This window comes from Vibrio sp. 2132-1 (genome assembly GCF_033344315.1).
The window spans coordinates 23,660-38,804 of record NZ_JAWPON010000024.1 but is presented as its reverse complement, the minus strand read 5'-3'; the positions used below and the strand labels follow the sequence as shown (position 1 = coordinate 38,804).

Here is a 15,145-nt window from a genome sequence, read left to right as displayed (position 1 = left end):
TTCTCAAATACAAAAAAAACCGCGGAAAGCCGCGGTTTTGTTTATCTATTTCAAGCTTGCTTAGAACAACTCTTCAGCAACTTTGTATAGATCGTTGCGTACTGGACGCTTCATGTTTTCGATTGCGTCGATGATATCGTGGTGAACAAGTTGCTCTTTCACGATACCTACACAACGACCACCATGACCTTCGATCAATAGGTGAACAGCGTAGTTACCCATACGAGATGCTAGTACGCGGTCAAATGCAGTTGGACGACCACCACGTTGGATGTGACCAAGTACTGTTGCACGAGTTTCACGACCTGTCGCGGCTTCGATGTCACGTGCTAGTTCATTAGCATCCATCATTAGCTCAGTAAGCGCGATGATCGCGTGTTTCTTACCTTTAGCGATACCATCTTGGATGTTGCTGATCAGCTTGTCTTTGTCTAGACCAGTTTCCGGAGTGATGATGTATTCACAACCGCCCGCAATTGCAGACATCAGAGTCAAATCACCACAGTGACGGCCCATGATTTCTACAATTGAAATGCGTTGGTGAGATGAAGAAGTATCACGTAGACGGTCGATTGCATCGATAACGGTGTTTAGTGCACTTAGGTAGCCCACAGTGTAATCCGTACCTGCGATATCGTTGTCGATTGTGCCCGGAAGACCGATACATGGGTAACCCATTTCAGTCAGTTTCTTCGCCCCCATGTACGAACCATCACCACCGATTACCACTAGTGCATCGATACCATGTTTTTTCAGGTTATCAATCGCTTTTTCACGAACTTCCACTTGTTTAAATTCAGGGAAACGTGCAGAACCTAGGAACGTACCACCTTTGTTGATCACATCTGAAACGCTAGAACGATCTAGCTTCTCGATGCGGCCTTCGTATAGGCCTAGGTAGCCGTCGTACACACCGAATACTTCCAATCCTTCGGATAGTGCTGTACGTACTACGCCGCGTATCGCAGCGTTCATACCAGGTGCGTCACCGCCACTTGTTAAAACACCGATCTTCTTAATCATGCTCACCCTCGATCTTTGGCAATCAATTATTTAATTTTCTTTTAGGCCCCTTGTTACCAAGCAACCTGCATAATCCAGAACTGTGCGTTATGTTACATTTCCTCTACAGGATTACCAATGAAAACGCACTTTTTTATGTAACTTTTCTACTTATGTAAGAGTATTACAGTTTCTCTATGAAACTTTGTTGATTCATATCAGGATCACGAATCTTAATAAGTATTGATGGAAAGATAGTCAATAAGTACCTGTTTGTCGTCGGGCACTGATGGATTTTTCAAGCCTACCAATCTTGCGCTTTCTGCTCTTTCTCAGGTCCGAAAACGACAGACAATGGATCTTGATGGATCAATACATCCGCATCAGGAAACAGAGCCAATAAATTATCTTCCACTTTATCAGCGATGTAATGCGCCTCAATTAATCGTAAGTTATCGTCTAGCTCTAAATGCAACTGTATAAAGCGCGTCGGTCCTGACATTCGTGTGCGTAACTGATGCACACCCAATACCCCTTTTACGCTCAAACAAGCTTGGCTAATTTGCTCAAGTTCTTCATCGGGCAACTTTCTATCAAGTAAGGTTTGAATCGCTTCGCTGACCATTTTGAAAGCGCTATAAAGAATGAAGACACCAATACCAATCGCAAACACAGCATCCGCTTGAGTCACTCCAAAATAACTGAGCCCCAGAGCCACCATGATCGCAGCATTCATATACAAGTCAGTCTGATAATGCAGAGAATCCGCCGCTATTGCTTGGCTCCCCGTCACGCGAACCACATGTTTTTGGAACATCACCAAGCCAAGTGTGACCACAATCGCAAACAGCGATACATACACACCTAACTCCGGTGCGTGTAAAGCATGCGGGCGGAAAAATCGGTCAATCCCGTTAAGAATCAAAAATACTGCCGAGCCCGAAATAAACATTGCTTGGGCTAGGGCCGCTAAGGACTCAGCTTTACCATGCCCAAAAGTATGTTCGCGGTCTGCAGGTTGTAAGGCGTAACGAACCACCACAAGATTCACAACTGAAGCCGCGATATCTAACATGGAGTCAATCAATGAAGCCAATAAGCTCACTGAGCCAGTTACCCACCACGTGATGACTTTTACTATCAGAAGAAGCGTCGCCACAATGGTTGCAGTCCAAGCGGCGGTCGTAACTAAACGTGCGTATTGCTGTTTCATAATCAAAGAGTTAACTAAAACCATACGTTGAGTATATTGAATGACCATGAAATAACCAGATCAAAAAGAGGCAACCAATGGCTGCCTCTTTATATAACATCAATTCATGACTTAATTATTGCGCGACTTTTCCATGCGCTTGTGCATTCTGTCGCCACACTCTTGCATACGTTCATTTTGTAGCTCAACAAATTTCGCTTTCTGCTCAGGTGTTAATACGCTAAGCATTTGGTGCTTTCTTTCTAGCATTTGCACGCGACGTTCCGTTTGGCGCTCAACCATCTCTTTTGCTAATTCGCTAGCTTGAGCTTCATCAAAGTTATCCGCCAGCAAAAGCGATTGTACTTTTGCGTGATGCGCTTGACGCTCAGCCATACGTGCTTCTTTGCCATCAGCGAATTTTGCTTTCATTTCTGCTTTGTTTGCTTCACGCATTTCTTTTAGCTGATCTTTTTGTGCATCAGTCAGGTCTAGTTGACGCATGACACCTCGGTCCATACCCATGCCGCATTCGTCACGAGGGCCTTTATGATGGTTTTTACCACCGTAAGCGAATGCGCTTGCGGCGCCAAGAGTAAGAGGTAGAACAACAGCAGCTAACACAAGTTTTTTTGCAGACTTCATAATACGATTCCTTACACAGGTGAGTGGTTCTTCTGAGCTGTTCTCACAGCGCTTGAGTATAGAATACGACCCGCTAGGTAAAGCGACGTATAGGGAGCGTAAAGAATCGTAAAGAGTGATTTTTCTCCTCTTCGTTGCGCATCATTCCAATGTAATATTAGGCTATCGGTAACTTACTATAGGTGCCCCCATGGCAAACATTCTTTTAATCGATGACGATATCGAGCTAACCAGCTTATTAAAAGAAGTACTCAGTTTCGAAGGGTTTGACGTCAGCGAAGCAAATGACGGTGAAGCCGGCTTAGCCGCGATCAATGATAAGATTGATTTGATTTTGTTGGATGTCATGATGCCAAAACTCAATGGCATGGAAACGCTGAAACGCTTACGTGAAAATTGGGAAACTCCCGTCTTGATGCTGACCGCTAAAGGGGAAGAAATTGATCGCGTGATCGGCTTGGAAATGGGCGCGGATGATTATTTACCAAAACCTTTTAGTGACCGAGAGCTGTTGGCGCGTATCCGTGCGATTTTACGCCGCACTAGCAGCACACAAAAAAATACCAAAAACAGCGATTGCATTGAGTATCAAGAAATCCGCCTCTATCCCGGTAAGCAAGAAGCGTATTGTGAGCAACAGCTACTCGACCTCACAGCAACCGAGTTTGCGCTACTCACCCACTTCGTACAAAACCCAGGACAAGTGCTGACCAAAGAGACACTGAGCTTAGATGTGCTTGGTAAACGACTCGCTGCTTTTGATCGCGCTATCGATATGCATGTCTCGAACTTACGTAAAAAATTACCAGATCAAAGCAATGGCAAGCCGCGAATCAAAACCCTGCGTGGTCGTGGCTACATGCTGCTTGAGGAGGATTAATGCGCCTATCACGCATCAAACTGCCAAACATCAATAGCCTGTATGGACGCATCTTTGCCATTTTTTGGTTCACCATGTTATTAGTATTGATAGCCGTGCTATCACTGCCACATTTGGACCCACGCAAAGCTCGCGATATTCCAGAAGAACACTACAAACGTATGGTAGAAACGCGTGACTCAATCCAACAAAAATACAGCCAGCAAACAGATTTAGGCCGCATACTTTTTCGTATCGAGGGCAACCGCCACGGCAAGCACGACCCTCGCCCACGAGTGTTTTTTTCTGACTACAGCGGTAATGTTCTTACGACAGAAAAACGCAGCAATTTTCAATTGCGTGCAATGCAAAACTTTGTCACCAGTATCGAAGATTACAATAATCCAAAGCAGAAGCTGTATGGTCGATACATGATTGCGGGCCCAATTCCTATCACTTTGGCAGGTTCCGATATCTTGATGTACGTGGGCTTCAAGTGGAATGAGCCACCACCTCTACTCCTGCGTCTGTTTGATCACCCATTCCAGCTCTTGCTTGCGGTCATGCTGGTTAGTACACCATTGCTGTTATGGCTTGCTTGGGCTTTGAGTCAACCAGCACGTCGTCTTGAAGCCGCTGCTCAACGTGTGGCGAAAGGTGAATTTGTCACAGACCCAAATTTAGAAAAAGGCACGGCGGAGTTTCGTCAAGCAGGTAGCAGCTTCAACCAGATGGTCGAAGCGGTTAATCAGATGATTTCAGGACAACAACGTTTGCTATCCGATATCTCTCACGAGCTGCGCTCACCTTTAACTCGTCTGCGCATGGCAAGCGCATTAGCGACGCGTAAACAAGGCGAAAGCCCAGAACTGACTCGTATCGATACCGAAGCGCAGCGCTTGGAACAGATGATCAGCGAACTACTAGAGCTTTCTCGCATGCAGGCGAACAGTCATATGACTCGCGAAACACAGCCATTAGAAAGTTTATGGGAAGAGATCATTAAAGATGCGCAGTTTGAAGCAGAGCAAATGGGCAAACAGCTACACTATTCAGAATTACCTAAGCGCAATATTTCCGGTAACCCTAAACTGCTGATGAGTGCGGTGGAAAATATCGTTCGTAACGCCATTTACTACGGAAAAGATGAGGTACAAATCGACATCAAAGCCGATGACGATACGCTTCGTATCACGGTTGACGATAATGGAGAAGGTGTACCAGAAGAGGAACTGGCCGCGATTTTTCGCCCGTTCTATCGCGTTTCCACGGCACGCGATCGCCACTCTGGCGGCACAGGTCTCGGCCTAACCATTACCGAAAGTGCCATTCGCCAGCACAGTGGCACGATCGCAGCCAGCCGAAGTCCTTTAGGCGGATTGCGCATGAGTATCACCTTACCGATCAATTGTTAGTCTCAATTTGATGAACTAACAATAATTCGCACCATATTTCTAGAGTGAGTGATTCACAGCCCCACCCTCACTTTAGAAATTGGTGAGGCTTCTTAGAATACCCTTACAAAGATCAAAGTTGATAATAATTATCGTTAGCATTAAAGTAAATTTTCCAATTAAGGAGGATTTACTATGTCACATACATTTCCCGCTCTGCCTTACCCGTACGATTCACTAGAGCCGTACATCGACGCGAAAACCATGGAAGTGCATTACAGCAAACACCACAAGACGTACTTTGATAAGTTTGTAAATGCCGTTGAAGGGAGCGAGCTCGAAACTCAGTCATTAGACGAGATCTTTGACAATATCTCTAAGCTCAGTCCAGCAGTACGTAATAATGGTGGCGGCTATTACAACCACATCATTTATTGGAATTGCATGTCACCAAACGGTGGCGGAGAGCCTCAAGGCGCGCTTGCTCAAGCAATTAACGATAAATTTGGTAGCTTTGCGCAATTTAAAGAGGCATTTGCCCAAGCTGCCATCAATACCTTTGGGTCTGGCTTTGCATGGCTGATCGTAAAAGATGGTGAGATTCACATTACGTCCACCAGCAATCAAGATAACCCTCTGATGGACGTAGTGGATGTGCGCGGTGAACCAATCCTCGCATTAGACGTGTGGGAGCACGCGTATTACATCAGTTACCAAAACCGTCGCCCAGAATATATTGATGCGTGGTGGAACGTCGTCAACTGGCGAGCAGTTGAAGAAAACTATGCTCACGCTCTCTTATAAGAAGCATTAAGCCTTACGGTATTAACATCCGCGCTAATGCCTGCTTTCATACCCAGGTCAATCTTGCTGAATCTCGCATATTTCGGTGACTTGGGTATATACTGCCCCTCTCTTTGACCAACTCTATTTCAATACCATGTTTGATATCGCTTTATACGAACCAGAAATCGCGCCGAACACCGGCAACATCATTCGACTATGCGCCAACTGCGGTGCAAACCTTCACTTAATTGAACCTCTGGGTTTCGATCTTGAAGAGAAAAAAGTCCGCCGCGCTGGTTTGGATTACCATGATTTAGCTCGCGTAACGCGTCATAAAGATTATCAAGCATTCTTGGAATACTTAGAGAAAGAGAAGCAAGGCAACTACCGCCTGTTTGCGTGTACGACAAAGACCACAGGTCATCACGTTGATGCACAATACCAAGCGGGTGATGTTTTGATGTTTGGTCCAGAAACTCGTGGCTTGCCTGCTGAAATCATCGATAGCTTGCCAATGGAGCAGCGTATTCGCATTCCAATGATGCCAGATGCGCGCAGCCTAAACCTTTCGAATGCCGTTGCGATCATCGCTTTTGAAGCATGGCGTCAAATGGGCTTTGAAGGCGCATTGTAAGCGACACGAATTCCAAATACAGAAAAGGGCGCTTGGTGCGCCCTTTTGTTTTCTTTGCTGACTAACTCAATCAGTTGAGCTTGTTGCGATCATCATCGTCTTTACGCTCGTATTCCCCTTCGAAGGTATTGCCATTATCTGACTGGGAATCAAATGGGTCACGACGGAACGGGTCTTGCTCAAATGGCCCCTGGTTAGAGAAACCACCTTGGAAGCCACCGCCATGCATGGTTTTCACCACCATTTTGCTCATCAAGTATTTAGCTATCGCGGCGCGTGGCGCAGGAAGCAACACCAACATACCAAGGGCATCGGTCATAAAGCCCGGGGTTAACAGTAGCACGCCAGCCACCGCTAGCATTACGCCTTCAAAAATTTGCTGGGCTGGAATTTCACCTTGTTCAAGACGCCCCTGTACTGACATCAGTGTTTGTATACCTTGGCTACGAACCAACGACGCACCAACAAATGCAGTGATTAAGACTAGTGCAATGGTCGGCCATAAACCTAAAAAGCCGCCCACCTGAATAAATAAGCCGATTTCAATGATCGGAACAAAAATAAACGCTAATAATAAGATAGGAAACACACGCCCTCCTTTGTTTAATTCAGTGTAATGGTAAAAGCAGACTAAGCTCAAACGAATCGTTGTAAAAAAGCGTGTTCATACTGGTCTCCTTCTTTTTTAGACAAAGTAGCGGGAGCGCGTTTCATTCAATTGCATACCGATTTTTTCGTGCTTTTAAAGTGCTAATTTCGAACTCTAAAAACTCATGTTTGTCGAGGAAAATCGAGTACCCATAAAGGGTTATTAATAACCCGTTCATACTTTGCAAATTATTGACTCATGAAAAACGAAAAAGGTGATCTAGTTACTATTTTTATGCGCTAGGTGCAGTATCATGTGCCACATAAGTCAGGACGGATTTTCCAGCCAAAAATTCTGATGAATGGATTCTAGATTGCAGAAATGGCTAATAAATAACTTTATTATCAGAATTATCATCTAAGGATCCTGCTATGGCTACCCTATCTGATGCTCCAAAAACAGCAAACCCAGCCACTCGTATTGAAGAAGATCTATTAGGTCAACGTCATGTCCCTGCAGATGCGTACTACGGTATTCATACGCTACGTGCGATCGAGAACTTCAACATCTCCAATATGACCATCTCTGACGTACCAGAATTTGTACGCGGCATGGTAATGACCAAAAAAGCAGCAGCGTTAGCAAACAAAGAACTTGGCGCTATTCCAAAAGACGTTGCAAACTACATCATCGAAGCGTGTGATTTGATCCTAGAAACTGGCAAGTGTATGGATCAGTTCCCATCAGACGTATTCCAAGGCGGTGCAGGCACTTCAGTTAACATGAACACGAACGAAGTGATCGCAAACGTTGCGCTTGAGTTGATGGGTAAAGAGAAAGGCCAATACGAATTTGTTAATCCAAATGACCATGTAAACAAGAGCCAATCAACCAACTGTGCGTACCCAACAGGCTTCCGTATTGCGGTATACAACAGCGTACACAAGCTAATGGAAGCAATTGAGTACCTAAAAGGCGCATTCGAACTTAAAGCCGTTGAGTTTAAAGATGTACTGAAAATGGGCCGTACTCAGCTTCAAGACGCAGTACCAATGACAGTAGGTCAAGAGTTCCATGCGTGGGCGGTAACACTAAACGAAGAGATTCGTGCTCTAGATTACACATCTAAACTCCTCCTAGAAATCAACCTAGGCGCAACCGCAATCGGTACTGGTCTAAATACACCAACTGGCTACCAAGCGCTTGCAGTAAAACACCTAGCGGAAGTAACAGGCCTTGACGTTGTTGCAGCAGAAGACCTTATCGAAGCAACGTCTGACTGTGGTGCATACGTAATGACTCACGGCGCACTAAAACGCCTAGCAGTGAAACTATCGAAGATCTGTAACGACCTTCGTCTACTTTCTTCTGGTCCTCGTGCGGGTCTAAATGAATTGAACCTACCTGAAATGCAAGCAGGCTCTTCAATCATGCCAGCTAAAGTAAACCCAGTTATCCCAGAAGTAGTAAACCAAGTTTGCTTCAAAGTTCTCGGTAACGACAACACGGTTTCTTTCGCAGCAGAAGGCGGTCAGCTACAGCTAAACGTAATGGAACCAGTTATCGCACAAAGCGTGTTTGAGTCTATCTCTCTACTACACAATGCGTGTGTGAACCTACGTGATAAATGTATCGACGGCATCACTGTGAACAAAGAAGTTTGCGAAAACTACGTTTACAACTCTATCGGTATCGTCACTTACCTAAACCCATACATCGGCCACCACGAAGGTGACATCGTAGGTAAGATTTGTGCGGAAACTGGTAAAAGTGTTCGTGAAGTCGTGCTAGAGCGCGGTCTGCTTACAGCAGAGGAGCTTGATGAAATCTTGTCAGTAGAAAACTTCATGCATCCTACTTACAAAGCAAAACGTTACGAGTAATAACGAATCCGAAGGGGGCCACTCAGGCCCCTTTTTTAGGCTCTCATACGGTTAACCACATTTTTTATATGCTTTTATTGCCGCTAAACCACTAGGTTCTCATTCTCTGAGCATTTACTCCTGTTCCTGAGTGTTCAAAAAATCAGAATCAAATAAAAAACTAAAGAGGTATCAATATGGTCATGGTCGAACTCTTCGTGGTTCTGCTCTTCATCTATTTGGGGGCAAGAATCGGTGGTATCGGCATTGGTTTTGCCGGTGGTGCAGGGGTCATTGCGTTGTCTTTGATCTTGGGCGTACCAACAAGCCAAGCTTACATTCCCGTTGACGTAATTTTGATCATCATGTCTGTAATCACCGCTATCGCAGCAATGCAAGTAGCTGGTGGTTTAGACTGGATGGTGCAAGTTGCTGAAAACTTTTTGCGCAAGCATCCTGAGCGCATCACCTTTTATGCGCCTATCGTAACTTACCTAATGACATTAATGGCGGGTACTGGCCACACGGCATTCTCTACTTTGCCAGTGATTGCAGAAGTAGCGAAAGGCCAAGGCGTGCGCCCTTCTCGTCCACTGTCTATCGCGGTCGTAGCATCGCAAATCGCTATCACCGCATCACCAATCTCAGCGGCTGTTGTAGCGTTCGCGGCAATGCTGCACCCATTTGGCGTTGACTACCTAACACTACTAGCAATCTGTATCCCAACGACGTTCATCGCGTGCATGATCGGTGCGTTCGTGGCGAACTTCATGGGCTGTGAGCTAAAAGACGATGCTGAATACCAAGAGCGTCTAGAAAAAGGCTTAATCAAGCTAAATACAGAAGCAAAACGCGAAATCCTACCAACAGCGAAGAAAGCCACCTTCATCTTCCTAGGCGCAATCGCATTTGTCGTGTGTTACGCAGCAGCAATTTCTGGCTCTGTGGGTCTTATCGAGAACCCTGCTCTAGGCCGTAACGAAGCTATCATGACGGTAATGCTAGCAGCTGCGGCAGCTATCGTAATGAGCTGTAAAATCGATGCTGGCAAAATCCCAGCCGCAGCAACATTCCGCTCTGGTATGACAGCGTGTGTGTGTGTTCTTGGTGTGGCATGGCTAGGTTCTACGTTCGTTAACGCGCACGTTGACGGCATCAAAGAAGTGGCTGGTGCGCTACTAGCAGACTACCCATGGATGCTAGCACTCGTTCTATTCTTCGCTTCAATGCTGCTTTACTCACAAGGTGCAACCACTGTTGCGCTGATGCCAGCAGCACTAGCAATCGGTGTCGCACCACTTACCGCAGTTGCATCTTTCGCAGCAGTAAGTGCGCTATTCGTGCTGCCAACTTACCCAACGCTTCTAGCAGCGGTTGAGATGGACGACACGGGTTCAACTCGTATCGGTAAGTACGTATTCAACCACCCATTCTTTGTACCTGGTGTGGTAACCATCGCTTCTGCGGTAGCACTTGGCTTCGCATTCGGTGGTCTACTGATCTAGTAGAAACAGAGTCTTACTCGGGGAGCTTCGGCTCCCTTTTTTATTGCCTGTTGTCTTGATTTATGCTCAATAAATCTTCATTTTCATGAAACTTATTGACTCGCCTCCGGGTCTGATTGAGTTACACTAACGGCAATTATCTAAGATGAATTGACTCTTTTATGCGCGCATTACTTTCCGTTTTACTCTTAGGGCTCATTACCTTTTCCACTCCGTCTTTAGCTTTATTTGGCAAAGACCAGTTTAACAGTAGCCAGAACAACAGTTTTGGTAGCAGCAGCGACAGCTTTGTTCCGGTTGATCAGGCGTTTCCATTTAACTTCTACCAGCAAGATGACAAATTGATGCTCGATTGGCAGGTACGTGACGGGTACTACCTATATCAAGAGCGCTTGTCTGTAGCTGGTGAGAAAGTATCGCTAGGCGAACTGCAAATGGAAGACGGCACACCGCATAAAGATGAATTCTTTGGTGACGTGCATATCTATACTCAACCTCTCTTCGTTAATGTACCAATGCATGATTGGCAAGACGGTGCGCGCGTGGTGGTGCAATACCAAGGTTGTGCGAAAGCAGGCTTCTGTTACCCGCCAGAAACTCGCGTGATTCCTATCAGCGCGTTTACTTCGTCGAACTCAGATTCAACAGCGGCGACGACAATACCAAAAGCAGAACAAGCACCAACAGCAACGCCACCAGCGGCGCAATCATCTACGTCTGATGACACATCATCAGCGCCAGTAACACAGCAAGATAGCCTTGCAGCCAACCTTGCTGATAACTGGTGGACACCACTTCTGTTCTTGGCGCTTGGTGTGGGCTTGGCGTTTACACCTTGTGTGCTGCCGATGTACCCAATTCTGACCAGCATCGTGCTTGGCAGTGGCAAACTGAGTCAGCGCCGTGCGCTAGGCTTGTCGTTTGTCTATGTACAAGGCATGGCGCTGACTTACACCCTACTCGGCCTTGTGGTGGCATCTGCAGGTATGCAGTTCCAAGCAGCAATGCAACACCCTTATGTGCTGATTGGCTTGAGCGTACTGTTCATCGCACTCGCTTTGTCTATGTTTGGTCTGTACTCATTACAGCTACCAAGCAACGTTCAAACATGGTTGAATAACTTAAGTAATAAGCAACAGGGCGGCAGCAGTGCAGGCGTATTCGCCATGGGGGCGATTTCTGGACTGGTGTGCTCACCATGTACCACGGCACCTCTGTCTGGTGCGCTACTTTACGTGGCACAAAGCGGCGATTTGCTTACCGGTGGTATCGCGTTATACGCGCTGGCGATGGGCATGGGTATTCCGCTGATCCTTGTAGCGGTATTTGGCAACAAGTTGCTACCAAAAGCCGGCGGTTGGATGGACCGCGTGAAAACGCTGTTCGGCTTTATTCTGCTTGCCGCACCTATCTTCTTACTAGAACGCATCATGCCAGAAATGTGGTCAACGATTCTGTGGTCAGCACTGGGTATTGCTGCTTTTGGTTGGCTATACCACATCAAAAACAGTCTAGAGTTTGGTGGCTGGAAACAAAGTGCCGTGGGCATAATCGCCGTCTTAGGTTTGCTAGCCGCAGCACAACCTATCTTAAATTACTGGTTTGGCAACAGCACAACACAAACTCAGCAAGCCACTGTTAGCTTTACTCGCATTGCTAACGTGGCGGAGCTTGAAGAACAACTGGCACTTGCGAAAGCGGCAGGTAAACCCGTCATGCTCGATTTCTACGCCGATTGGTGTGTAGCATGTAAAGAGTTTGAAAAGTACACCTTCCATGACCCAAGCGTCGAAGCAAAACTGCAAGACTTCGTTCTTCTGCAAGCGGACGTGACCAAAAACCAAGTGCAAGACATCGAACTACTGAAGCACATGAATGTACTTGGTTTACCAACAATTGAGTTTTGGGATGCCAGTGGCGAACACGTTTCAAACGCTCGTTTGACGGGATTCATGCAAGCTGAGCCTTTCTTAGAGCATATCAAGCAGTTCTGATAACCAGATATTCAAACGCCAGTGATGTCCACTGGCGTTTTTTATTGCTCAGATTTGAATAAGAACATTGCGTTTATATGCAATTTTCCTAATAAAAGTCGATTTGGTTCAGACTTTTAGCGAATAAATATTGTCCACTCTCTCAAAGCTGGACAATAATAAATTTAACGAAATAGTCAAAAGTGTTTAACGTCATGGATTCGACCTACACCATCATTATTGCAGATGATCACCCACTCTTCCGGAATGCCTTGTTTCAATCTATCCACATGGCTATTAGTGGTGCAAATTTGCTGGAAGCGGACTCACTCGACGCACTTCTGGCTTTGTTGGAGCGAGAGGAAGAGCCAGATTTAGTGCTATTGGATCTCAAAATGCCAGGAGCAAATGGTATGTCTGGCTTGATTCATTTGCGAGCAGAGCATCCAGATTTACCTATCGTCGTCGTTTCAGCGAGTGAAGAGCCGGCGATCGTGACGCAGGTGAAAAGCCATGGTGCATTTGGTTTTATTCCCAAGTCCAGCGACATGCGCGAATTAGTGAACGCGCTCAATCAAGTGCTGAATGGCGACCCATACTTCCCTGAAGGGTTGATCACCAATAACGCGGCATGTAATGACTTAGCGGAAAAGATTGCTGCGCTAACACCGCAGCAATATAAAGTGTTGGGAATGTTGTCCGATGGCTTGCTGAACAAGCAAATCGCTTACGAATTGAATGTTTCGGAAGCTACCATAAAAGCGCACATGACAGCGATTTTCCGTAAGCTCGGTGTAAAGAACCGCACGCAAGCCGTGATTATGCTGACGGAAATGAGCGACTAGATTGACATCTTATCGTCAGACTTACTTTTTTCGTTTGGCAATCGGATACCGACTTTAGTGACCTGCTGATCAACAACATCAGCGACGATCCAATGCAAACCTTGCCACTCGAAATGGTCTCCCAATACTGGCGTGCTACCTAATTGCTCTTCGACAAGGTTTCTCAAACTTTTATCCAGCGGTTCATCCCCCAGATTCAAACCATACATCACGGCAATATCGGCAAGCTTCACTTCAATATCGAGGAAGAAGTCACCGAAGAATCGCGCTAGCGACGCTTTCTCTGGGGCTTCACTAAACAGTAAGCTCAGTGCATCTAAATCCTTTTCTTGTGCTAATACACACAAGGTATCATCTTCCTCAAGACGCGTACTGCCGGATGGGTGCAATAGCTCTTTACTGCGAAATACAGCGGCGATACGCGTTCCTTCCGGCATCGAAAGACTACGTAATGGCTCACCAATGCACCATTTATCTGCTTTAAGTCTATAGATAAACAGCTCCCACTCACTGGTCGGGTAAATCTCTACACCCGTACGCGAAATTGGCTCAGGCTTAGAAGGTAGCTCGACCTTTGCAAGAGACATCGCCTTAGTCAACGTGCCCCCTTGTACTATCAAAGACACCATTACTACAAAGAATGCCAAATTGAAGTACAGTTGAGCATCTGGCAACCCTGCCATCATCGGAAATACCGCGAGGATGATAGGTACAGCACCACGCAGTCCTACCCAAGAGACAAACCACTTTTCACGTGGCGTGAAACTCTTGAATGGCAGTAAACCAATCCAAACAGAGATTGGTCGGGCAAACAAAATCATCCCGAAAGCAAGCGCAAGACCTGGCAACGCAATAGAGAGTAAATTAGATGGTGTAACCAACAAGCCAAGCACCAAGAACATACCAATTTGAGCTAGCCACGTCATACCATCTAAAACATGAAGAATAGAGTGGCGGCTGCGTGTTGGACGGTTACCTAATAAAAGACCAACGAGGTAAATCGACAAAATACCACTGCCACCCAAAGTGTTAGATAAAGCAAAAATAAGCAAGCCACCACTGACCGTTAAAATAGAATACAGCCCATCTGGTAATTGATTGCGATTGATAACTTTCCATAAGATCCAGCCACCAGCGAAGCCAAGTAACGCGCCGATACCAAACTGCTTAAGAAAACTGAACGCCAAAAAGCCCGCACTTAAATCTGCGCCAGGGTTCGCTAAAATAGCAATCAGAGTTACGGTCAGAAACACCGCCATAGGGTCATTGGTGCCGGATTCAATTTCCAGCGTTGAACCAACACGTTCGTTCAGGCTACGACCTTTGAGTAGAGAGAAGACCGCGGCAGCATCGGTGGAGCCAACAATCGCACCAACCAATATGCCTTGCAATAAATCTAAGTCGAATAACCACGTTGCCATCAGCCCGGTCAAAATGGTGGTGATCGCAACGCCAAATGTCGCCAAAGAGACCGAGGGCCATAACGCAACCCTAAAGCTGGCGACCCGCGTTCTCATCCCACCATCAAGCAAAATGATGGCTAATGCGAGGTTACTAACCAAATAAGCGATCGAAAAGTTATCGAATAAAATGCCGCCTAAGCCGTCTTCCCCCGCTAGCATTCCAACGGCTAAAAATACCAAAAGAATTGGGATTCCCAACTTAGAAGACACTGGGCTTAAAAGAACGCTAAGTGCGATTAACAACGCACCTATTAGAAAAAAACTGTTAATGGTGTCTGCGTCCATTCTCACCCTCCCTTAATGAAAAACGATAATAATTGTGATGAGCAAGGCTACTTCGTTAATGAGGTAATGCCCTAATCTGCCTCCCCTTTACACCGTCTCAAAATGCGAGGT

Annotated in this window: 13 protein-coding genes; 8 read left to right on the top strand and 5 right to left on the bottom strand. The window is 46.1% G+C overall.

Going from position 1 to position 15,145, the window contains the following annotated elements:
• Nucleotides 1-60 precede the first annotated feature (60 nt).
• From pfkA to R8N47_RS21200, 3 genes are all read right to left on the bottom strand, one after another.
• Nucleotides 61-1,023: a 6-phosphofructokinase gene (pfkA, locus tag R8N47_RS21210; RefSeq protein ID WP_064354384.1), complete on the bottom strand. Its 963-nt coding sequence runs from the start codon at nt 1,021-1,023 to the stop codon at nt 61-63.
• Nucleotides 1,024-1,306: 283 nt separating this feature from the next.
• Nucleotides 1,307-2,215, bottom strand: coding sequence for a CDF family cation-efflux transporter FieF (gene fieF / locus R8N47_RS21205; RefSeq protein WP_064354391.1), 909 nt, complete (start codon nt 2,213-2,215; stop codon nt 1,307-1,309).
• A 111-nt stretch (nt 2,216-2,326) separates the two neighbouring features.
• Complete coding sequence (locus R8N47_RS21200; RefSeq protein ID WP_005386388.1) at nt 2,327-2,839, bottom strand: CpxP family protein; 513 nt, start codon at nt 2,837-2,839, stop codon at nt 2,327-2,329.
• Between the two features lie 190 nt (nt 2,840-3,029).
• Here R8N47_RS21200 and R8N47_RS21195 point away from each other — a divergent pair, with 190 nt between their 5' ends.
• The 4 genes from R8N47_RS21195 to trmL all read left to right on the top strand — a co-directional run bounded on the left by R8N47_RS21195 (nt 3,030) and on the right by trmL (nt 6,512).
• Nucleotides 3,030-3,719, top strand: coding sequence for a response regulator (locus R8N47_RS21195; RefSeq protein ID WP_064354385.1), 690 nt, complete (start codon nt 3,030-3,032; stop codon nt 3,717-3,719).
• On the top strand, nt 3,719-5,113 hold the full coding sequence (gene cpxA / locus R8N47_RS21190) for an envelope stress sensor histidine kinase CpxA (RefSeq protein ID WP_005382383.1): 1,395 nt from the start codon (nt 3,719-3,721) through the stop codon (nt 5,111-5,113). The genes R8N47_RS21195 and cpxA overlap by 1 nt, the downstream gene beginning before the upstream one ends.
• Nucleotides 5,114-5,287: 174 nt before the next feature.
• Nucleotides 5,288-5,896, top strand: coding sequence for a superoxide dismutase (locus R8N47_RS21185; RefSeq protein ID WP_005382382.1), 609 nt, complete (start codon nt 5,288-5,290; stop codon nt 5,894-5,896).
• Nucleotides 5,897-6,032: 136 nt separating this feature from the next.
• A complete protein-coding gene (trmL, locus tag R8N47_RS21180) occupies nt 6,033-6,512 on the top strand; it encodes a tRNA (uridine(34)/cytosine(34)/5-carboxymethylaminomethyluridine(34)-2'-O)-methyltransferase TrmL (protein ID WP_064354386.1) in 480 nt (159 codons plus the stop codon).
• 70 nt (nt 6,513-6,582) lie between these two features.
• On the opposite strand, the gene R8N47_RS21175 is transcribed toward trmL, so the two are convergent.
• Entirely contained in the window at nt 6,583-7,101 is a 519-nt protein-coding gene (locus R8N47_RS21175) for an FxsA family protein (RefSeq protein WP_033907286.1), read from the bottom strand.
• A gap of 431 nt (nt 7,102-7,532) precedes the next feature.
• Between R8N47_RS21175 and aspA the strand changes: the two genes are divergently transcribed.
• From aspA to R8N47_RS21155, 4 genes are all read left to right on the top strand, one after another.
• Nucleotides 7,533-8,984 (top strand): aspartate ammonia-lyase, encoded by a 1,452-nt coding sequence (gene aspA / locus R8N47_RS21170; RefSeq protein WP_005382379.1) that lies wholly within the window; start codon nt 7,533-7,535, stop codon nt 8,982-8,984.
• 176 nt (nt 8,985-9,160) lie between these two features.
• Entirely contained in the window at nt 9,161-10,468 is a 1,308-nt protein-coding gene (locus R8N47_RS21165) for an anaerobic C4-dicarboxylate transporter (protein ID WP_005382378.1), read from the top strand.
• Nucleotides 10,469-10,629: 161 nt separating this feature from the next.
• Nucleotides 10,630-12,462, top strand: coding sequence for a protein-disulfide reductase DsbD (locus R8N47_RS21160; protein WP_054577279.1), 1,833 nt, complete (start codon nt 10,630-10,632; stop codon nt 12,460-12,462).
• A gap of 194 nt (nt 12,463-12,656) precedes the next feature.
• Nucleotides 12,657-13,286, top strand: coding sequence for a response regulator (locus R8N47_RS21155; RefSeq protein WP_005382375.1), 630 nt, complete (start codon nt 12,657-12,659; stop codon nt 13,284-13,286).
• Here the strand turns inward: R8N47_RS21155 and R8N47_RS21150 are convergent.
• The gene (locus tag R8N47_RS21150; RefSeq protein ID WP_054577280.1) at nt 13,283-15,034 is read right to left on the bottom strand and encodes a potassium/proton antiporter; all 1,752 of its coding nucleotides are present in this window, start codon (nt 15,032-15,034) and stop codon (nt 13,283-13,285) included. The genes R8N47_RS21155 and R8N47_RS21150 overlap by 4 nt on opposite strands.
• Nucleotides 15,035-15,145: the final 111 nt, after the last annotated feature.

Coding starts and splice junctions, on each gene's coding strand:
- pfkA (WP_064354384.1), bottom strand. CDS start 1,023: ATGATTAAGAAGATCGGTGTTTTAACAAGTGGCGGTGACGCACCTGGT.
- fieF (WP_064354391.1), bottom strand. CDS start 2,215: ATGAAACAGCAATACGCACGTTTAGTTACGACCGCCGCTTGGACTGCA.
- R8N47_RS21200 (WP_005386388.1), bottom strand. CDS start 2,839: ATGAAGTCTGCAAAAAAACTTGTGTTAGCTGCTGTTGTTCTACCTCTT.
- R8N47_RS21195 (WP_064354385.1), top strand. CDS start 3,030: ATGGCAAACATTCTTTTAATCGATGACGATATCGAGCTAACCAGCTTA.
- cpxA (WP_005382383.1), top strand. CDS start 3,719: ATGCGCCTATCACGCATCAAACTGCCAAACATCAATAGCCTGTATGGA.
- R8N47_RS21185 (WP_005382382.1), top strand. CDS start 5,288: ATGTCACATACATTTCCCGCTCTGCCTTACCCGTACGATTCACTAGAG.
- trmL (WP_064354386.1), top strand. CDS start 6,033: ATGTTTGATATCGCTTTATACGAACCAGAAATCGCGCCGAACACCGGC.
- aspA (WP_005382379.1), top strand. CDS start 7,533: ATGGCTACCCTATCTGATGCTCCAAAAACAGCAAACCCAGCCACTCGT.
- R8N47_RS21165 (WP_005382378.1), top strand. CDS start 9,161: ATGGTCATGGTCGAACTCTTCGTGGTTCTGCTCTTCATCTATTTGGGG.
- R8N47_RS21160 (WP_054577279.1), top strand. CDS start 10,630: ATGCGCGCATTACTTTCCGTTTTACTCTTAGGGCTCATTACCTTTTCC.
- R8N47_RS21155 (WP_005382375.1), top strand. CDS start 12,657: ATGGATTCGACCTACACCATCATTATTGCAGATGATCACCCACTCTTC.
- R8N47_RS21150 (WP_054577280.1), bottom strand. CDS start 15,034: ATGGACGCAGACACCATTAACAGTTTTTTTCTAATAGGTGCGTTGTTA.